At 63.8% G+C, this 17,488-nt stretch carries 19 protein-coding genes; 7 read left to right on the top strand and 12 right to left on the bottom strand.

Features of this window, described 5'->3' with window-relative positions:
* Window positions 1-30: 30 nt before the first annotated feature.
* Window positions 31-627, bottom strand: a complete 597-nt coding sequence (locus DEM26_RS15855) for a glutathione S-transferase family protein (protein WP_088720540.1) — start codon at window positions 625-627, stop codon at window positions 31-33.
* Window positions 628-799: 172 nt separating this feature from the next.
* On the opposite strand from DEM26_RS15855, the gene DEM26_RS15860 reads away from it, so the two are divergent.
* Entirely contained in the window at window positions 800-2,035 is a 1,236-nt protein-coding gene (locus DEM26_RS15860) for an MFS transporter (RefSeq protein WP_109172818.1), read from the top strand.
* On the opposite strand, the gene DEM26_RS15865 is transcribed toward DEM26_RS15860, so the two are convergent.
* Window positions 2,023-2,874: an SDR family oxidoreductase gene (locus tag DEM26_RS15865; RefSeq protein ID WP_088736107.1), complete on the bottom strand. Its 852-nt coding sequence runs from the start codon at window positions 2,872-2,874 to the stop codon at window positions 2,023-2,025. The two genes, DEM26_RS15860 and DEM26_RS15865, sit on opposite strands and share 13 nt — an antisense overlap.
* A gap of 101 nt (window positions 2,875-2,975) precedes the next feature.
* Here DEM26_RS15865 and ade point away from each other — a divergent pair, with 101 nt between their 5' ends.
* The 4 genes from ade (at window position 2,976) to DEM26_RS15885 (ending at window position 7,635) form a co-directional block, all read left to right on the top strand.
* A complete protein-coding gene (gene ade / locus DEM26_RS15870; protein WP_109172819.1) occupies window positions 2,976-4,778 on the top strand; it encodes an adenine deaminase in 1,803 nt (600 codons plus the stop codon).
* Window positions 4,775-6,250, top strand: coding sequence for an AMP nucleosidase (locus DEM26_RS15875; RefSeq protein WP_109172820.1), 1,476 nt, complete (start codon window positions 4,775-4,777; stop codon window positions 6,248-6,250). Before ade ends, DEM26_RS15875 begins: the two co-directional genes overlap by 4 nt.
* Window positions 6,251-6,381: 131 nt before the next feature.
* Window positions 6,382-6,669 carry an HU family DNA-binding protein gene (locus DEM26_RS15880; protein ID WP_075776797.1) on the top strand — a complete coding sequence of 96 codons (288 nt, stop codon included), beginning with the start codon at window positions 6,382-6,384 and terminating at the stop codon, window positions 6,667-6,669.
* An 87-nt stretch (window positions 6,670-6,756) separates the two neighbouring features.
* A complete protein-coding gene (locus tag DEM26_RS15885) occupies window positions 6,757-7,635 on the top strand; it encodes a DMT family transporter (RefSeq protein ID WP_109172821.1) in 879 nt (292 codons plus the stop codon).
* A gap of 33 nt (window positions 7,636-7,668) precedes the next feature.
* Here the strand turns inward: DEM26_RS15885 and DEM26_RS15890 are convergent, their stop codons facing one another.
* The 3 genes from DEM26_RS15890 to dapD form a co-directional block, all read right to left on the bottom strand.
* A complete protein-coding gene (locus tag DEM26_RS15890; RefSeq protein ID WP_369907859.1) occupies window positions 7,669-8,907 on the bottom strand; it encodes a lytic murein transglycosylase in 1,239 nt (412 codons plus the stop codon).
* Window positions 8,908-9,027: 120 nt separating this feature from the next.
* The gene (locus tag DEM26_RS15895; protein WP_075776794.1) at window positions 9,028-9,393 is read right to left on the bottom strand and encodes a hypothetical protein; all 366 of its coding nucleotides are present in this window, start codon (window positions 9,391-9,393) and stop codon (window positions 9,028-9,030) included.
* On the bottom strand, window positions 9,386-10,213 hold the full coding sequence (dapD, locus tag DEM26_RS15900) for a 2,3,4,5-tetrahydropyridine-2,6-dicarboxylate N-succinyltransferase (protein WP_075776793.1): 828 nt from the start codon (window positions 10,211-10,213) through the stop codon (window positions 9,386-9,388). The genes DEM26_RS15895 and dapD overlap by 8 nt, the downstream gene beginning before the upstream one ends.
* A gap of 82 nt (window positions 10,214-10,295) precedes the next feature.
* Between dapD and DEM26_RS15905 the strand changes: the two genes are divergently transcribed.
* Entirely contained in the window at window positions 10,296-11,117 is an 822-nt protein-coding gene (locus tag DEM26_RS15905; RefSeq protein ID WP_075776792.1) for an LOG family protein, read from the top strand.
* 9 nt (window positions 11,118-11,126) lie between these two features.
* Here the strand turns inward: DEM26_RS15905 and DEM26_RS15910 are convergent, their stop codons facing one another.
* The 4 genes from DEM26_RS15910 to DEM26_RS15925 all read right to left on the bottom strand — a co-directional run bounded on the left by DEM26_RS15910 (window position 11,127) and on the right by DEM26_RS15925 (window position 14,682).
* On the bottom strand, window positions 11,127-11,837 hold the full coding sequence (locus tag DEM26_RS15910; RefSeq protein WP_075776791.1) for a gamma-glutamyl-gamma-aminobutyrate hydrolase family protein: 711 nt from the start codon (window positions 11,835-11,837) through the stop codon (window positions 11,127-11,129).
* Window positions 11,834-12,793 carry an amidoligase family protein gene (locus DEM26_RS15915; RefSeq protein ID WP_088728001.1) on the bottom strand — a complete coding sequence of 320 codons (960 nt, stop codon included), beginning with the start codon at window positions 12,791-12,793 and terminating at the stop codon, window positions 11,834-11,836. The genes DEM26_RS15910 and DEM26_RS15915 overlap by 4 nt, the downstream gene beginning before the upstream one ends.
* A 58-nt stretch (window positions 12,794-12,851) precedes the next feature.
* Window positions 12,852-14,033 carry a 23S rRNA (adenine(2503)-C(2))-methyltransferase RlmN gene (gene rlmN, locus DEM26_RS15920; RefSeq protein WP_075776789.1) on the bottom strand — a complete coding sequence of 394 codons (1,182 nt, stop codon included), beginning with the start codon at window positions 14,031-14,033 and terminating at the stop codon, window positions 12,852-12,854.
* Between the two features lie 133 nt (window positions 14,034-14,166).
* Complete coding sequence (locus DEM26_RS15925; RefSeq protein ID WP_088723464.1) at window positions 14,167-14,682, bottom strand: invasion associated locus B family protein; 516 nt, start codon at window positions 14,680-14,682, stop codon at window positions 14,167-14,169.
* A 166-nt stretch (window positions 14,683-14,848) separates the two neighbouring features.
* On the opposite strand from DEM26_RS15925, the gene DEM26_RS15930 reads away from it, so the two are divergent.
* Window positions 14,849-15,841, top strand: a complete 993-nt coding sequence (locus DEM26_RS15930) for an asparaginase (RefSeq protein WP_109172822.1) — start codon at window positions 14,849-14,851, stop codon at window positions 15,839-15,841.
* 3 nt (window positions 15,842-15,844) lie between these two features.
* On the opposite strand, the gene DEM26_RS15935 is transcribed toward DEM26_RS15930, so the two are convergent.
* Genes DEM26_RS15935 through flaF form a run of 3 tightly spaced genes read right to left on the bottom strand, consistent with a single transcriptional unit; the run spans window position 15,845 to window position 17,435 of the window.
* Entirely contained in the window at window positions 15,845-16,663 is an 819-nt protein-coding gene (locus tag DEM26_RS15935) for a DUF1217 domain-containing protein (RefSeq protein WP_109172823.1), read from the bottom strand.
* Entirely contained in the window at window positions 16,660-17,064 is a 405-nt protein-coding gene (flbT, locus tag DEM26_RS15940) for a flagellar biosynthesis repressor FlbT (protein ID WP_075776786.1), read from the bottom strand. Before flbT ends, DEM26_RS15935 begins: the two co-directional genes overlap by 4 nt.
* Window positions 17,061-17,435, bottom strand: coding sequence for a flagellar biosynthesis regulator FlaF (flaF, locus tag DEM26_RS15945; protein ID WP_077701342.1), 375 nt, complete (start codon window positions 17,433-17,435; stop codon window positions 17,061-17,063). The genes flbT and flaF overlap by 4 nt, the downstream gene beginning before the upstream one ends.
* Between the last annotated feature and the right edge of the window lie 53 nt (window positions 17,436-17,488).

Below are 17,488 nucleotides of genomic sequence, written 5' to 3' on the forward strand. Positions count from 1 at the left end.
GGAGGTCCGTAGCACCGGGGGAAGAGCCCCTTACTCGTCCCGCTTCGCGACCGCGCGCTTATAGGCGGGGCGCGCCCGCATCCGGTCGTGATATTCGCTCAGCCGATGCTCGACGATCGGGAATTTCGCCATCAGCGCCCAGTCGAGGCAATGCGTCAGGATGATATCGGGCACGGTCATTTCCTCGCCCATCACGAACTCCCCATCCCCCATTCGGTGGATCAGCGTGCGCTGCGAACGCTCGAACTCCCAGCGCAGGGAATTCTTGATGCCCGACAGCCGCAGTTCTTCGGGCAGGACGAAACTGTGGCGCGCGGCGGTCCAGAGATTCGCATCGAACTCGTCGAGCAGGAATTGCGTCAGGCTGTCCTGCCGCGCGCGCTCCAGCGTACCCGCCTCATGGGTGAACTTCCCATGCGCATCAGCAAGATAAGTGAGGATCGCGGTGGAATCGGTGATCGGCGTGCCGTCGACAACGAGCACCGGCACCTTGCCTGCCGGGTTGAAGGCCACGACATCCTCCGAGCGCGGCGCGGCCCGCACGTGCTGATACTCCGCGCCCAGCTCCTCCAGCATCCACAACACGCGCAGCGTCCGCGAGCCGACCGTTCCGATAACCGTATACATCCTACCTCCCCTCGAAAGTCACGCCATTGGGCCATGGCTGCGGGGGAGGTTCAAGAGCGGCTCTGGGGCATTCCCGCGCGATTGTGACCGAGACAAGCTCGCGATTGACGCGCTGCAGCATCCATGGCGATATGCCGCCCGCGCGGAAGGGAGATCCGCCGGGAGACGTAGAATGACACAAGGCAGACTGTTCACGCCGGTTCTGATCGGAGGGGCCGTGATCCTGATGCTGAGCTTCGCCATCCGGGCGAGCTTCGGCGTTTTCCAGATTCCGATCGCCAGCGAGTTCAACTGGCCACGCGCCGAATTCTCGCTCGCCATCGCGGTGCAGAACCTCGCTTGGGGCATCGGTCAGCCGATTTTCGGCGCGATTGCCGAGCGCTGGGGCGACCGGCTGGCGATCATCCTCGGTGCGCTGGTCTATGCGCTCGGCCTCGTGCTCTCGGCCTTCGCGGTGGAGCCTGGACAGCATCAGCTTCTGGAAATCCTCGTGGGTTTCGGCATCGCGGGTACCGGCTTCGGCGTGATCCTCGCCGTGGTAGGCCGAGCGACCTCGGACGAGAACCGCTCGCTTGCGCTTGGCATCGCGACGGCGGCAGGCTCGGCCGGTCAGGTCTTCGGCGCGCCGATGGCGGAGCTGCTGCTAGGCCATTTCCCGTGGCAGACCGTCTTCGTGATCTTCGCCGCCGTGATCCTCGCCTCGCTGGCCTTCCTGCCGCTGATCCGCGCGCCTGAGCGCGCCAGCCGCGAAGAGATGGCCGAGAGCATGGGCACCGTTCTGATGCGCGCCTTCCGCGATCCGTCCTACACGCTGATCTTCCTCGGCTTCTTCTCCTGTGGTTATCAGCTGGGCTTCATCACGGCGCATTTCCCCGCGATGGTGACCGAGATGTGCGGCGCGGTGCCGCCCGGATCGTTGCTGGCCGGGATCGGGATCGAGACCACCTCGGCGCTCGGCGCCGCCGCGATCTCGGTGATCGGCCTCGCCAATATCGCTGGCACGATCTATGCGGGTTGGGCGGGCAAGCGATGGTCGAAGAAATACCTGCTGGCGGGAGTTTACCTGCTGCGCACATTCGTCGCCGCCGCATTCATCCTGACGCCGATGACGCCCGCGACGGTGCTGATGTTCTCGCTCGCGATGGGGGCGCTGTGGCTCGCGACCGTGCCGCTGACCTCGGGGCTGGTCGCGCATATCTACGGGCTGCGCTACATGGGCACGCTTTACGGGATAGTCTTCTTCTCGCACCAGGTGGGCGCCTTCCTCGGCGTCTGGCTGGGCGGCAAGCTCTACGACATCTACGGGGATTATACGCTGGTCTGGTGGGTTGGCGTGGGCGTGGGTGCCTTCTCCGCCATCGTACACCTGCCCGTGCGCGAGAAGCGGGTGGAGCTTCAGCCCGCCTGATCGAGAAGCGCGCGCAGCCCTGCGCGGTAATCCGGATAGCGCAGCGTGACTCCGAGGTCGTGTTTGATCTTGTCGTTTCGCACTCGCTTGCTCTCCGCATAGAAGCTGCGCGCCATCGGGCTAAGATCGGCCTCCTCAAACGGCACCTCGGGCGGTAGCGGCAGGTCGAGCAGTTCCGCAGCATAGGCGATCACGTCCTGCGGCGGCGCGGGATCGTCGTCGCAGACATTATAGACCGCGCCCGGATCGGGACGGTCGATCGAGGCGAGCAGCACCTGCGCGATGTCCTCGACATGAATGCGCGAGAAGACCTGCCCCTCCTTGATAATCCGCCGGGCCTTGCCCTGCCGCACCTTCTCGAAGGGCCCGCGCCCGGGGCCGTAGATGCCCGCGAGCCGGAAGATATGCAGCGGCAGGTCATGGGCTGCGGCCAGCGCACCCCAAGCCGCCTCGGCCTCCACCCGCGCCTGCCCGCGCTTGGTCGAGGGGGTCAGCGGCGTTGCCTCATCTACCCAGCCGCCCGCGTGATCGCCATAGACGCCGACGGTCGAAAGATAGCCGATCCACTCCAGATGCCGCGATGCAGCAATTTCGGAATGCTGCGCAGCGAGAGCCGGATCACCCTCCTGTCCCGGGGCCACCGAAGACAGCAGATGCGTCGCTTGATCGAGCGGCAGAGGCCCACCTTCCCAGACCAGCGGCTCCACGCCTTCGCTGCGCAGCATTTCGGCCTTCTCGTCGCTGCGCGTGGTGCCGATCACGCGCCAGCCACGCGCCAGAAGAAGCGGTGCGAGTGCACGGGCGGAATAGCCGTGCCCGATGGAAAGAAGCGTCGGCATCACGGCCTCCTTTGCGTTTCTGTCATCCGTCATAGGTAGAGGCTGTGTGAAGGCATAACAACGTCTCTTGAACCTTCCCGCACGCAATGACAGGCTTGGACATGGAACAGAAGAACAAGATCAAATCCTGGCCCGAAGCCGCACCGCGATTGATTGCCGTGGCTGCCGGGCGCGAACCTGCCGACCTCGTGATCCGGGGTGGCAAATGGGTCAATGTCCACACACGAGAGGTTCTCGACGGCTACGATATTTCCGTGGCCGAGGGGAGATTTGCGGCCGTGGCCCCCGATCTCTCGGACAGCATCGGACCCGATACCGAAGTGATCGAGGCCGGAGGGCGCTATATGGTGCCGGGCCTGTGCGACGCGCATATGCATATCGAGAGCGGGATGCTCACGCCCGCCGAATTCGCCGCCGCCGTGATCCCCCACGGCACGACGAGCATGTTCACCGATCCGCATGAGATCGCGAATGTGCTGGGGCTCGACGGCGTGCGGATGATGCATGACGAGGCGCTGATGCAGCCCGTCAACATCTTCACCCAGATGCCTTCCTGCGCGCCCTCTGCGCCCGGGCTGGAAACGACGGGCTTCGAGATCACCCCCGAAGATGTGGCCGAGGCGATGACATGGCCCGGCATCATCGGTCTGGGCGAGATGATGAACTTCCCCGGCGTGATCAATGCCGACCCGAAGATGCTCGCCGAGATCGCAGCGACGCAGAACGCGCATAAGACCGTGGGCGGACATTACGCCTCCCCCGATCTGGGCGCGCCGTTCCGGGCCTATGTCGCGGGCGGGCCCGCCGACGATCACGAAGGCACCTGCGAGGCCGACGCGATCGCGCGGGTACGCAACGGGATGCGCTCGATGATGCGGCTGGGCTCGGCTTGGTATGACGTGGAGACGCAGATCACTGCCGTCACCGAGAAGGGTCTCGACCCGCGCAATTTCATTCTTTGCACCGACGACTGCCATTCCGGCACGCTGGTGAATGACGGGCATATGAACCGCGTCTTCCGCCATGCGGTGGAATGCGGGGCCGATCCGCTGGTCGCGCTGCAGATGTGCACGCTCAACACCGCGACCCATTTCGGGCTGGAGCGCGAGCTGGGCTCGATCACGCCGGGCCGCCGGGCCGATGTGATCCTGACCTCGGATCTGGCGACCCTGCCGGTCGAGCAGGTCATCGCACGTGGGCGCACGGTGGCGAAGGATGGAAAGCTGGTGGCGGACTGCCCGCATTACGACTGGCCCGAGAGCGCTCGCAACACGGTGCATCTGGGCAAGACCCTTACCGCCGCGGATTTTGAGATCGCGGCACCGGAGGGCGCTAACACAGTGACCGCCAAGGTGATCGGCGTGGTCGAGAACCAGGCCCCGACCAAGGCGCTGACCGCAGAGCTGGACGTGACCGACGGGCTCGCCCAGCCCGACACCCCCAAGGACATCGCCCAGATCGCGCTGGTGGAGCGCCATCAGGGCACGGGCGGCGTCACCAACGGCTTCGTCTCGGGCTTCGGCTACAAAGGGCGCATGGCCATGGGCTCGACCGTGGCCCATGACAGCCACCACATGATCGTGGTCGGCACCGACCGCGAGATGATGGCCGCCTGCGCCAATGCGCTTGGAAAAATGGGCGGCGGCGTCTCTGTCTGGAAGGACGGCGCAGAAATCGCCGCCGTCCCGCTGCCGATCGCAGGGCTGATGTCGGACGATCCGGCACAAACGGTCGCCGCGCGCGCCGCCAAGATGGTCGAGGCGATGGGCGCCTGCGGCTGCACTTTGAACAACGCTTACATGCAGCATTCGCTGCTCGCGCTCGTCGTCATTCCCGAGATCCGCATTTCGGATCTTGGCCTTGTCGACGTGACGCGTTTTGAACTGACGGATCTTTTTGAATGAATGAAACGCTAGACCTCATCACCCCTGACGCAGCCCCTGCGGAGAGCTTCACCGATGCCGCCGAGGCCGTGGCCCGGCTCGAGGCGCTCTATGACGAGGCGACCGCCTTCCTGCTCGAGAAATTCAACGAGACACTGGAGAGCAAGACCGCGCGGAACCGCTTTCGCGCCTTCTACCCGGAAGTGCGCATCTCTGTGCCATCGCATATCAAGGCCGACAGCCGGCTGAGTTTTGGCCATGTGGCGCTGCCGGGTACCTACATGGCGACGATCACGCGCCCCGACCTGTTCCGCAACTACCTGACGCAGCAACTGGGCCTGCTTATCAAGAACCACAACATTCCGGTCACGGTCGGCCCGTCGGAAACCCCGATCCCGGTGCATTTCGCCGTCGCCGCGCATCCGGAAGTGACGGTGCCGCAGGAAGGCGTTCTCGACTTCTCGCTGCGCGACGTGTTCGACGTGCCGGACCTTGCGGGAATGAACGACGACATCGTCAACGGCATGGCGGGGCCGAACCCGGATGGCTCGGGCCATCTCGCGCCCTTCACCGCGCAGCGGGTGGATTACTCGCTGGCGCGCCTGTCGCATTACACCGCGACCAAGGCCGAGCATTTCCAGAACCACGTGCTGTTCACGAACTACCAGTTCTATGTCGACGAGTTCGAGGCCGTTGCGCGCCGCCTGCTGGGCGACAAGAACTCGGGCTACACAAGCTTCGTCGCGCCGGGCAATCAGGAGATCACCGATCCGCAGGACGATATCCCGGGCCTCGCCAAACTGCCGCAGATGCCCGCCTATCACCTCAAGCGCGCCGATGGCGGCGGGATCACGCTGGTCAATATCGGCGTCGGCCCGTCCAATGCGAAGACCGCGACGGACCATATCGCCGTGCTGCGCCCGCATGCGTGGCTGATGGTCGGTCACTGCGCGGGGCTTCGCAATTCGCAGCAGCTGGGCGATTTCGTGCTAGCCCATGCCTATCTGCGCGAGGACCACGTGCTCGACGACGACCTGCCCGTCTGGGTACCGATCCCGGCGCTGGCCGAGATCCAGATCGCGCTGCAGGAAGCGGTGGCAGAGGTGACGAAACTCGAAGGCTACGAGCTGAAGCGGATCATGCGCACCGGTACGGTAGCGACGATCGACAACCGCAACTGGGAGTTGAGAGACCAGTCAGGCCCGGTCCATCGGCTGAGCCAGTCGCGCGCAGTTGCGCTCGATATGGAAAGCGCGACGATCGCGGCGAACGGCTTCCGCTTCCGGGTGCCCTACGGCACGCTTCTCTGCGTCTCGGACAAACCGCTGCATGGCGAGCTGAAGCTGCCCGGCATGGCGACCGAATTCTACCGCACGCAGGTGGCGAGCCATTTGCTGATCGGCATCCTCGCGATGGAGAAACTTCGCGAGATGCCTCTGGATCGTATTCACAGCCGGAAATTGCGTAGCTTCGAGGAAACAGCTTTTCTGTGACGTGGGAAAAACCCGCGCATTCTGGGAAAAGGGCTTGCCATGCTCAATAAAAACGTGTGGAACATGGCCCACCAACCGTGCAACGCGGACGAAATTGACCCTGGATTACCGGGGCGGAGAGAGGAACGAACATGTCGAAACCGATGACCAAGACCCAGCTGGTGGCAGCCCTCGCCGAGGCGATGGACGCCGACAAGAAGACGGCTTCGGCCGCGCTCGACGCAATCACCGACGTCGTCACCAAAGAAGTGTCGAACGGCGGCGCCGTTACCCTGCCGGGCATTGGCAAAGTCTACTGCCGCGAGCGCCCCGAGCGCATGGTCCGCAACCCGGCCACCGGCGAGCAGATGCAAAAGCCGGCTGACAAGCAGGTCAAAGTGACCGTGGCGAAAGCGCTCAAGGACAGCGTGAACTCCTGATCGCAGGACTCTCTCTAGAGAGGGACAGCCAAGTTTTTAGGGCGCCCGCGAGCAATCGGGGCGCCCTTTTTCAGGCCCGGAGGAAAGATGGATCTGCGCGCGATCGGAATGGGGCTCGCCTTTGCCCTGATGTGGTCTTCGGCTTTCACGTCCACGCATATCATCGTGGCGGAGGCGCCGCCCCTTGCGGCGCTGGCGTTGCGGTTCGCCCTGTCCGGCGGGATCGGCATCGCGCTTGCGCTGGCCTTCGGGCAAAGCTGGCGGCTGAGCCGGGCCCAATGGCGCGCCACGATCATTTTCGGTATTTGTCAAAACGCGCTCTACCTGGGGTTTAACTGGGTCGCGATGACGACGGTCGAAGCCTCGGTCGCCGCGATCATCGCCTCGACCATGCCGCTGATCGTCGGCGCGCTCGGATGGATCGTCTTCCGCGACCGGATTCCGCTCCTCGGTATCGCCGGGCTGATCGCGGGTTTCGCGGGCGTTGGCATCATCATGGGGGCGCGGCTGCAAGGCGGGATCGATCCGTTCGGGCTGGGTCTTTGCGTCGCGGGCGCCTTGGCACTGGCAGTGGCCACGCTGACCGTGCGCGGCGCGAGCGGCGGCGGCGGCGGCGGCGTCTTGATGATCGTCGGGCTGCAGATGCTGGTGGGTTCCGTGAGCCTCGCCGTGGTCTCCGCCTTCACCGAGCATCTGGACGTGACCGTCACGCCGAAACTGGCGCTGGCCTTCACCTATACGGTAATCGTGCCAGGCCTGATGGCGACCTGGGTGTGGTTCCGCCTCGTGGGCCGCATCGGCGCGGTGCGCGCGGCGACGTTCCACTTCCTCACGCCGGTCTTCGGCGTTGCGATCGCCTGGGCGGTGTTGGGCGAGCATGTCGACTGGCACGACGCGCTTGGCGTGCTGGTGATCGCAGGCGGCATTCTAGCGGTGCAGATCTCAAAGCAAGAGGCGCGGAGGTAACCCCCCGCGCCCCTGAACTTTACGCCTAGCAATTCACGAGCCGCGCAGCACCTGCAGCAACTCCAGCGTAGCGTAGCCATCGGGCGGCAGACCGCGCGATTTCTGGAAGGCCACGATCGCCTTCGACGTATTCGCGCCGATTTTGCCGTCGGTCCCGTCCGTATCGAAGCCCGCCGCGGTCAACCTCTCCTGCAGCTCGACCTTCTGCTTCGAATTGAGCGGCTTGCCCGTGCGGGGCCAATCCTGCACGAAGGGCCCCTTCCCTTTCAGACGATCCGACAGATGCCCGACGCCGATCACGTAGCTGTCGGCGGAGTTGTAGCGCGAGATGGCGCGGAAGTTTCCGAAGATCATGAAGGCCGGTCCCTTCGCGCCTGCGGGCACGAGGATCGACGCCGAGCCATAATTCGGCACCGTGCCGCCCGTGGCCGAGCGCACGCCAAGCGCCGCCCAATCGGCAGGGCTCTTCTTCGTGCCCTTGCCGGTGAGGCCGTAGTTGAAGCCAGAGGGCAGGATGACCTCGACGCCCCAGGGCTGCCCCTTCGACCAGCCCGAGCGCGCCAGATAGGCCGCCGTCGAGGCCAGGGCATCGGTTGGATCTTCCGACCAGATATCGCGCCGACCATCGCCGGTGAAATCAACCGCATAGGACAGATAGGAGGTCGGGATGAACTGCGTGTGGCCCATTGCCCCGGCCCAGGAGCCGGTCATGTGCCGCGCATCCACGTCGCCGGACTGGATGATCTTGAGCGCGGCGATCAGCTGCTTGGCGAAGAACTCGCCGCGTCGCCCGTCATAGGCCAGCGTCGCGAGCGCCGGGATGATCGCCGTCTTCCCACGATAGGCGCCGTAACGGCTCTCCATGCCCCAGATCGCGACGACGACTTCCTTGTCGACCCCGTATTTGCGTTCGATCGCATCCAGCTGCGGGCCATATTGGCGCAGCATCTGCTTGCCGGTGGCGACGCGCTCATCCGAGACCGCGCTGTCGAGGTAGTCCCAGATCGACTTGGTGAATTCCGATTGGTAGCGGTCGCGTTCGATCACCTTGGGATTGTAGCGCACGTCGGCCATCGCGCGGTTCCAGGTGTACTCGGTGATGCCGTTCGCCAGCGCGCGTGATTTGAAGCCTGCGAGCCAGGACTCGAAACGCGCTTCCGTTGCGGCGTCCGTCGGCGGGATCGGATCCGCCACGGGCGCGCTGCCCCGCGCCAGCGGCCGAGGCGAGGATTCGGGAGGCCCCGCACAGGCCGAGAGCGCGGAAAACGCCATGAATGTCAGTGGGATAATCTTGCCCGGAATTGCCATGTTGCCTGCTCGCTGTTTTGCCCTTTGAACCACTGTATCAACGGTTCGTGAGGTTTCAACGGGCGTCAAAAGACACTCTATGGCTTACTGCAGCGGCTTCTTGTCGTTGCCGAAAAACGGCTCCATCTGGGCGATTATCACGGAGTTCTCGTCGAGCGCCCGTTGCATCAATTCACGTTCAGCGTCGTCGATCTCGTGCCCCTGTTTTTCGCGTTCCGCGAGCGTGCCGTAACCCGTAACGTCAAGCGGCGCCATCTCGGCCTGCTTGAGGATCGCCACGGTCTCGCGCACGGCCTCTGCCTCGTCCACCCCCGATGCGTAGCAGAGCAGCCCCGCGCCGGACGCGCCTTTCGGCAGACCGTCATTGGGCGAGCGACCGACCTCGACCAGCAGGGTGAAGACCTGCTGGCGCGAGGGTTTCTTCTTCGGCTTTTCCGGCTTGTCAGTCACGCAGCAGCTCGTTGATGCCGGTCTTCGACCGGGTTTGTGCGTCGACGCGCTTCACGATCACCGCGCAGTAGAGGTTGATGCCGTTCTTGGACGGCATCGAGCCCGACACGACGACCGAATAGGGTGGCACTTCGCCATACATCACGTCGCCGGTCTCCCGATCAACGATCTTGGTCGACTTGCCGATATAGACGCCCATGCCCAGAACCGAGCCTTCGCGCACGATGCAGCCTTCGACGACTTCCGAGCGCGCGCCGATGAAGCAGTTGTCTTCGATGATGGTCGGGCCGGCCTGCATCGGCTCCAGCACCCCGCCGATGCCGACGCCGCCCGAGAGGTGAACGCCCTTGCCGATCTGCGCGCAGCTGCCGACGGTGGCCCAGGTGTCGACCATCGTGCCCTCGTCGACATAGGCGCCGAGGTTCACGAAAGAGGGCATCAGCACCACGCCCGGTGCGATGTAGGCCGATTTACGCACGATGCAGTTCGGCACGGCGCGGAAACCTCCGGCTTTCCACTCGTTGTCGCCCCAGCCCTTGAACTTGCTGTCGACCTTGTCCCACCAGTGACCGCCCTGCGGGCCGCCATCCTGCTGCTCCATGTCCTTCAGGCGGAAGCCCAACAGAACCGCCTTCTTGGCCCATTGGTTCACATGCCAATCGCCGTTCTCGCGCTTTTCGGCCACACGCAGCTCGCCGCGATCCAGCGCGTTGAGCGTGTCCTCGATCGCCTCGCGGGTCTCACCGCCGGTTGACGGGGTGATCGTGTCGCGGGCTTCCCAAGCGGCTTCGATTGCAGTTTCGAGCGCGGCGTTCGACATGGGCAAATCCTCTTTCAGGTGGCCTTTACAGCGTTCAGCCTATAGTTGGTCAGAGCCAATCGCGCAATGAGCAGGTGCCCCTATGAAGGACGACACGACGCATTCGTTCCGCCACTCGCGGGAAGACGCGCAGACCGCAAAGAACATTCCCGACACGCCACAGACCCGCGCGCCCGCCTATCGGCTGGCCTATACGGACGTGGATTTCATGCTGCGCGACGAGCTGCGCCCGGTTCGGCTGCAGCTCGAATTGCTCAAGCCGCAGCTGATCATGGACGAGCGCGGGATCGAGTCGACCATCGTCATGTTCGGCGGCGCACGCATCCCTGCCCCCGAAAACAAGGCGAGCGCCAAGACCGAATATCTCGCGGAACTGTCGGGTTACTACGAGGAGGCCCGCAGCTTCGCCCGCGCGATGACGGAGCGTTCGATGCAGGAATATGGCCGGGAGAACGTGATCTGCACCGGCGGTGGCCCCGGCGTGATGGAGGCAGGCAACCGCGGCGCGCATGAAGCGGGCGGACAGTCCATCGGCCTCAATATCGTGCTGCCGCACGAGCAGGCGCCCAACGAATTCGTGACGCCCGATCTGACGTTCAACTTCCACTATTTCGCGATCCGGAAGATGCATTTCCTGATGCGCGCCCGCGCCGTCTGCGTTTTCCCCGGCGGCTTCGGCACGCTCGACGAGATGTTCGAGGCGCTGACGCTGATCCAGACGGGGCGGATGTCGAAGATCCCCTTCATCCTGTTCGGGCGAAAATTCTGGGAAGAGATCATCAACTGGGATCGGCTGGCCGAGGCCGGGACGATCTCGCCCGAAGATCTCGAGCTCGTCAGCTTCGTAGAGACCGCAAAAGACGCAGTCGCGATCATCGACGGCTGGGATTACGACAACTGCTGAGGCGTGGGCTCAGGCCTTCGCCTCGGCGCTGACCTCGGGAAGCTGCGCGCGATGTTCGACACCGGCGCGCGCGGCCGCCACCAGCGCCCGAAACAGCGCCCGTTGCCGGTGTGCATAGGTGAGGTATTCCGGGTGCCACTGAACGCCGAGGGCGAAAGGTTCCTCGATCCGCTCCACCGCCTGCACCATGCCCGAGCCGTCGCGCGCCGCGACCCGTAGGCCATCGCCCAACCGATCCACCGCCTGACTGTGGAGCGCGTTGACCCGCATCGGCTCCAGGCCGGCCAGCGCACCGAGGCGGGTGCCGGGTTCGATCCGCACATCCTTTTTCGGCAAGAGCGTCGTGTGTTTGCGCGCGTTGTAATGGTCGTAGGCGTCCTGATGCAGATCACCGCCGAGCGCCACGTTGATCATCTGTGCGCCGCGGCAGATCCCCAGCACCGGCTTTCCCTGCGCCATCGCCTCCTCGACCAGACATTTCTCCAACTCGTCGCGCGCCGGATCGAGGACCGCGCTCGCGATCAGATCGCCGCCATACAGCTCTGGAGAGATGTCGTCGCCCCCGCCCACGATGACGCCATCGACATGGCGCACCTCGGCGCGTTTGCCCGCGACCCAGCGCACCGAACGCCCGCCCGCAAGCCAGACGCCGAAGGCGATGAAAGGATAGACCCGCCACCCGGTGCGACGCGAGGTCGATATGCCGATCAGAGGCTTCATTTATGCCCGGCAAGCCTCAGAATTTTCTCGCAGGTTTCGAGCCATTTCCCACCCAGCAGATGAAATTCGGTTTTCGCCGTCAACCATTCGCGACACATCAGACCCAGCAGTTCAGGGTCTGCCGCGAGCGTCTCCACGAACCACCACCGCTTCCATTCGTTATCGAGCGACCATGTCTCATCGTCGATGCGGCAATCGGGCAGCCGGAAATGGAAGGCGGGACGCGGCGAAACGGTGCCACCCTTCCCTTCTTCCGGCGCGATCAGGTCGGGTCGCAGTTCGCAGAAGATCGGAAGCATGTCGAGCCCGTGGTTCCGCGACAGCGTGTGCTTGCGATAAGCCAGGATCACCGCGTCGAGCGCGGCATCCGGGCCGAGCCGCGCCAAATCTTCGATCAGCTTCTTGGGGTAAGGGGCGGTGAAGGGCAGCACTTCGCGGGTCGCCTCGATCGGCCATGTCTCCCGCATCCACTCCTCGATCAGCGCGAAGGCCAGTAGAGGGCGGACGATGTCCTCTGCGTTGCTGGACGCGATCTCCGGGTTTAGGTGAAGCCCGAAACCATAAAGCAGCGACCGACCGGTTCCTTGCGCGCCCTCGCTGCGCAGCAAGTCAAGGAAATCAGATAGCTGCAGGAGCCCTTCGCGGTCCAGCGGATCGGTCACGATCTCGACCGGAATGACCTCGCGCCCGATGCGTAGACCAAGCTCTTTAAGCGTCCCACCGGCTTGTTTGCGCAGCGAGATATCGAGATAGACCTGCAGATCGCCGAGCTTCGTACCGGTGACTTCCCAGTCCTGACCGTCGCTGCGCTGCGCCTCGCCCCCCAAGGCCCGCGCAGCGATCTGCGCTATGCGCGCCTCGGTCAGCCCCGCGAACTCGATCTCCACGCCGGTGCGGCGCGGTTTTCCCTCGGCATTGCAGGGCTTTGGCAGCGGGGCGATGGCCTCTCGCGTCATGACGTCTCCGGAAACTAGCCACACCCAGCGTCAATGCGGACCCGGCGAAGCGGGTTCCTTAAAGACCCGCCTCCGCCTGAATTTGCGCCCGCGACTTGCGCGCCCGCTCGGTCGCCGATTTCAGCTGACCGCAGGCGGCCATGATGTCCTCGCCGCGCGGCGTACGGATCGGCGAGGCATAGCCCGCCTTGTAGATGATGTCGGCGAAGCTCTCGATCCGCTCCCAGTCGCTGCGCTCGTAGGGCGCGCCCGGCCATTCGTTGAACGGGATCAGGTTGATCTTCGCGGGGATGCCGCGGATCAGCTTCACCAGGCGCCGCGCGTCCTCGTCGCTATCGTTCACCCCCTTGAGCATCACGTATTCGAACGTGATCCGCTCGGAGTTCGACAGGCGCGGATATTCCCGCAGCGCGTTCAGCAGCGTCTCGATATTCCAGCGCTTGTTGATCGGCACCAGCTTGTCGCGCACTTCGTCGGTCGTGGCGTGGAAGGACACCGCCAACAGACAGCCGATCTCCTCGGCGGTCTTCGCGATCTCCGGCACCACGCCCGAAGTCGAGAGCGTGATCCGGCGGCGGCTGAGGCTCAGCCCCTCGCCATCCATCACGACCTTCATCGCGTCGCGGACATTCTCGAAGTTGTAAAGCGGCTCGCCCATGCCCATCAGAACGACGTTCGACACCAGACGGGTCTCGTTCTTCGGGCTGTTCTTCTCGGGCCATTCGCCCAGATCGTCGCGTGCGAGCATGACCTGGCCGACGATCTCGCCGGGCGTCAGGTTGCGCACGAGTTTCTGCGTGCCGGTGTGGCAGAACGAACAGGTCAGCGTGCAGCCCACCTGGCTCGAGATGCACAGCGTGCCGCGGCTTTCCTCGGGGATGTAGACCGCCTCGACTTCGTGGCCGCCCGCGATCTTCAGAAGGTATTTCCGCGTGCCGTCCTCGGAGACCTGCTTCGAGACGATCTCGGGCAGGGTAATCTCGAACGTCTCGGCCAGCATCGCCCGGTAATCCTTGGCGAGGTTGGTCATCGCCGCGAAATCGCGCACACCCCAGTAATAGATCCACTGCCAGATCTGGCCGACGCGCATCTTCGCCTGCTTCTCGGGCGTGCCCGCCTCGATCAGCGCCGCGCGCAGCTGGTCACGGGTGAGGCCGATGAGATTCACCTTGCCGCCTTCGGGCAGCTTGCGCGGGATCGTGTGCACGTCTTGCGTGATCGGAGCCTGAGACTGGGTCATCGCATGTTTCCTTGAAATGAGGCGCCTCATATAGGGGATTCGCCCCTGCATTAACAGGGGGCGTCGCGCTTTTGGCTCGAACGCGAAAACCCCGGCGCATGGCCGGGGCTCGAATGTCAGGCGCGAGGGTCGCTTACTTGCAGCGCTGCTCGGCCTCGTCGGTCGCGGCGGTGAAGCCCATCAGCGAGAACGTGTCCTCGGTCTGGGTGCCACGGCTCGAACGACCGGTCAGTTTCACGTCTGCGCCAGCCTTGAGGGCGGCGATGATCTTCGCGTCCTCTTCCGGCGATCCGGCCCAAGCGCCGCCACCGTCGGTGAAGAGGGTGTATTTCTGCCCCCCGACTTCCAGATCGACGGTCGAGCCATCCGCGAAAGGATAGCCGCCCATGAAGGAAATCTCGGGCGCCTTACCCGGACGATAGGTCACGAAGAGCAGGATATCCCCGCGGTTCACCTGTACGACCTTCCCACCCTTGGTGTTGACCGTTTTCTTCGGCTTCGACACGCCCCAACATTCTTTCGGATCGTTATCGACGAAGACGCTCCAATCGGTATTCGCAGCGACGCGGTTGGTGCTTTCCTGCGCAATTGCGCCGTGCCCCGCCCCGATCATGAGCGCGGCGACCGCCGCGATCCGCAGACCCTTCATCATCATGCTTACAGCCTCCAGCTGTCACGTTGCCTCTGCATCGCCCGGGCTGGTCACCCTGTTTTCGGTGGCGGATGCGTTTTCCTCTCGATAACACTCATTTAACCCTAAAAAGCCTAGGGGGAAAACCCCGCGACGGCGAGATTTCGCGCATAGGAGGCAGGCGATGACGGCACCCGAGGCAATGATTGAGCTATGGCGCGGAGGGATGTGTGAATCCGTCCATCATGGCCATGCAGTGATCTTCGGCCCCGAGGGCATCGAAGCGGCTTGGGGCGATCCCGAAACAGTAATTTTTCCGAGATCGTCCGTGAAGATGATTCAGGCTTTGCCACTGCTGGAAAGCGGGGCGGCGGAGGCGGCTGGACTGACCACTTCCCAGTTGGCCCTGTCCTGCGCGAGCCATTCCGGCGCTCGCATGCACCGCGCCGCAGTCGAAGACTGGCTCGCGACGCTCGGGATGAAGGACGATGATCTGCGCTGCGGGGCCCATCTGCCGCGCGACAAGGCCGAGAAGAAACATCTGATCTGCGCGGACGGTGCGCCTTGCCAAGAACATAACAATTGCTCGGGCAAACATGCCGGCTTCCTGACGCTGAACCGGCATCTGGGCGGCGGGCCGGACTATATCGATATCGATCACCCGGTGCAGCGCGCCGTGAAATCCGCCTTTGAAGAGGTCACCGAAGAGAGCTCTCCGCGCTATGGGATCGACGGATGCTCGGCCCCGAATTTCGCGACCAGCCTCGCTGGCCTCGCGCGTGCGATGCAATTCTTCGCGTCGGCGAAACCGGACGGCGATCTGCGGGCGCGCGCTGCCGCCCGACTGGTCGACGCGATGATGGAGTATCCTGAAATGGTCGCGGGCGAAGGGCGCGCCTGCACCGAAATCATGCGCGAGGCGAACGGGCGTGTCGCCGTCAAAACCGGTGCGGAAGGCGTCTACGTCGCCATGCTTCCGGATCAGAAGCGCGGCGTCGCCCTGAAAATCACTGATGGCGCAACCCGGGCCTCGGAAGCGGCGATAATCGCGCTGCTGATCCGCCTTGGTGCGCTCGATGCCAACGCGCCCGTGGTGCATCGCAGATTGACCGGGCCCATCACCAATTGGCGCGGCCTGAAAACGGGCGAGCTGCGCCGTGCAGCGCAGTTCCCCTAAAGCCTAGAGTCGAAGGGACAGGCCCTGCGTCCCTGTGTTCCGCAACAGGCTGAGCGCGACATTCTGCGGAGAGACGCTGGCCATGTTCGAAAGCTGCGCGCGCAGTAGATAGTCCCGCGTCAGGGCAGCCAGCTTCTCCGGCGCGGCGAGTTCAGCCGGATCGGAGGTGCCGTAGACGCGTTGCGCCTTGGACATGTAGATGTCGCGCTGCTGCTCGACATCCAAAGCGCCGACACTCGGCGGCAGGTTGAGCGCGGTCTGGAAGACCCGGCTCAAAGCGGGCGATCCGATAATCGTGTACCATTTCGCAGGCTCGGACAGGTCCCTTGCCGCGAGTGCGGGCAGATCACGCTGAAGGGACATCGCCATGCGCATGTCGTTGTCGACCCCGCCGACCGCGACTTCGAATTCCCGGCTCTCGAATTGGTTCAGGATCTCATCCGCGAATGTCGAGAGCTTGGTGCGCGGAATAGCGAAATCTCCAAAACCGAATGCCTTGGTCAGTGCGAGATAGCTTTTATCCGACAGCTTATTGGCAAGCGCCGTGCGATCCAAAGACCCCTCTTCGAGTACTTTGCGGATGAAGTACTTGTTGTCGATATCCGCATCGAGACCGAACGCGCCCAGCGCCACACTCAGAAGGCGCCGGTCATCGACCAGTTCCTGTGCCGTATCGATGCTTCCGATCGTCTCACGGAAATAGCGATCAAGACGCTGGTTTTCCGACGACGCCGCGAAAGCCGCCTTCTGCGTTTCCATCGTGCGCGAGAGAAAGCGCCATCCCGCGAACCCGGAAAAGGGAATAACGGGTTGATAAGTCATGACGCGCCCGCGGCGAGGAGACGTTCCTCCCGTGGGAGAAGCGTCCGTAGCGCCTTCAGCGCTTGGTAATGCTGGTTCTCGATCACGGCGAGCGTGGCCGCATTCAGCTGCGCCCGGCTATCGTGATCCTTGAGAACTTGGCTGAGTTGTTCGATCCCCCGAAGCAACTGCATCCTTGCCTCTTCGGGGTCGGTGTCCCCCGACAGCACGAGCTGCGCGATATAGCACACGCGCCGGACAGGCGTGTTCACCTCTTCCGGATGGATCGCGTCGCGCAGCCGCAGGATATTTGCGTTCGGCGTCATGATCGCGAGCCGCGATCGGCGATCTCCGTTTTCGATAACCGCGCCATTAATCAGCACTCTCTCCTTTGGGGCGAGTTTAAGCACGAGGCCGCTCATTGTTTGATCCCTTCTTGCCGCAACCCGCGCATGATTGCGGTGTTCACGTCGATCAAAACATCGACCGAACGCTTTTCCGAAAGGACGAGACGGCTATGCGCCTGCGTGAACTCGTTTAGAAAGAAAATGCGCGCGCGGAGGTCCTGCGGCAAGCCATTCTCGGGATCCGCCACATCCGCCGCGAGCGCGGTCCAGAGGCGGCGGTTTTCGAAGATCGCTTCTGCCAGCGCGGCAAAGGGCACGTCCTGCGAAGACACCTGTTTAAGGCGACGCGTGATGCGGGCAAATAGCTCGAATTCGAGACCGCGCGGTGTGCGCATCGGCTGGCTCGGATTGGAATAGGCCGTTTTGGCCAAAGTCGTCGCGTACACGGGAAATCCTTCCGGTGACTGAAACTGATCATGTGCGGAGGGCATGAGGGAAG

The sequence above is a fragment of the Thioclava sp. NG1 genome, assembly GCF_003122275.1.
Taxonomy (GTDB): Bacteria; Pseudomonadota; Alphaproteobacteria; order Rhodobacterales; family Rhodobacteraceae; genus Thioclava; species Thioclava nitratireducens.

What these genes read in the sequence shown, in the direction of transcription:
- DEM26_RS15935 (WP_109172823.1), bottom strand. Translation starts at nt 16,663, where the DNA reads ATGACTTATCAACCCGTTATTCCCTTTTCCGGGTTCGCGGGATGGCGC.
- DEM26_RS15880 (WP_075776797.1), top strand. Translation starts at nt 6,382, where the DNA reads ATGTCGAAACCGATGACCAAGACCCAGCTGGTGGCAGCCCTCGCCGAG.
- DEM26_RS15925 (WP_088723464.1), bottom strand. Translation starts at nt 14,682, where the DNA reads ATGAAGGGTCTGCGGATCGCGGCGGTCGCCGCGCTCATGATCGGGGCG.
- DEM26_RS15890 (WP_369907859.1), bottom strand. Translation starts at nt 8,907, where the DNA reads ATGGCGTTTTCCGCGCTCTCGGCCTGTGCGGGGCCTCCCGAATCCTCG.
- DEM26_RS15910 (WP_075776791.1), bottom strand. Translation starts at nt 11,837, where the DNA reads ATGAAGCCTCTGATCGGCATATCGACCTCGCGTCGCACCGGGTGGCGG.
- flbT (WP_075776786.1), bottom strand. Translation starts at nt 17,064, where the DNA reads ATGAGCGGCCTCGTGCTTAAACTCGCCCCAAAGGAGAGAGTGCTGATT.
- DEM26_RS15875 (WP_109172820.1), top strand. Translation starts at nt 4,775, where the DNA reads ATGAATGAAACGCTAGACCTCATCACCCCTGACGCAGCCCCTGCGGAG.
- DEM26_RS15855 (WP_088720540.1), bottom strand. Translation starts at nt 627, where the DNA reads ATGTATACGGTTATCGGAACGGTCGGCTCGCGGACGCTGCGCGTGTTG.
- DEM26_RS15930 (WP_109172822.1), top strand. Translation starts at nt 14,849, where the DNA reads ATGACGGCACCCGAGGCAATGATTGAGCTATGGCGCGGAGGGATGTGT.
- rlmN (WP_075776789.1), bottom strand. Translation starts at nt 14,033, where the DNA reads ATGACCCAGTCTCAGGCTCCGATCACGCAAGACGTGCACACGATCCCG.
- ade (WP_109172819.1), top strand. Translation starts at nt 2,976, where the DNA reads ATGGAACAGAAGAACAAGATCAAATCCTGGCCCGAAGCCGCACCGCGA.
- DEM26_RS15860 (WP_109172818.1), top strand. Translation starts at nt 800, where the DNA reads ATGACACAAGGCAGACTGTTCACGCCGGTTCTGATCGGAGGGGCCGTG.
- DEM26_RS15885 (WP_109172821.1), top strand. Translation starts at nt 6,757, where the DNA reads ATGGATCTGCGCGCGATCGGAATGGGGCTCGCCTTTGCCCTGATGTGG.
- DEM26_RS15915 (WP_088728001.1), bottom strand. Translation starts at nt 12,793, where the DNA reads ATGACGCGAGAGGCCATCGCCCCGCTGCCAAAGCCCTGCAATGCCGAG.
- DEM26_RS15905 (WP_075776792.1), top strand. Translation starts at nt 10,296, where the DNA reads ATGAAGGACGACACGACGCATTCGTTCCGCCACTCGCGGGAAGACGCG.
- DEM26_RS15865 (WP_088736107.1), bottom strand. Translation starts at nt 2,874, where the DNA reads ATGCCGACGCTTCTTTCCATCGGGCACGGCTATTCCGCCCGTGCACTC.
- dapD (WP_075776793.1), bottom strand. Translation starts at nt 10,213, where the DNA reads ATGTCGAACGCCGCGCTCGAAACTGCAATCGAAGCCGCTTGGGAAGCC.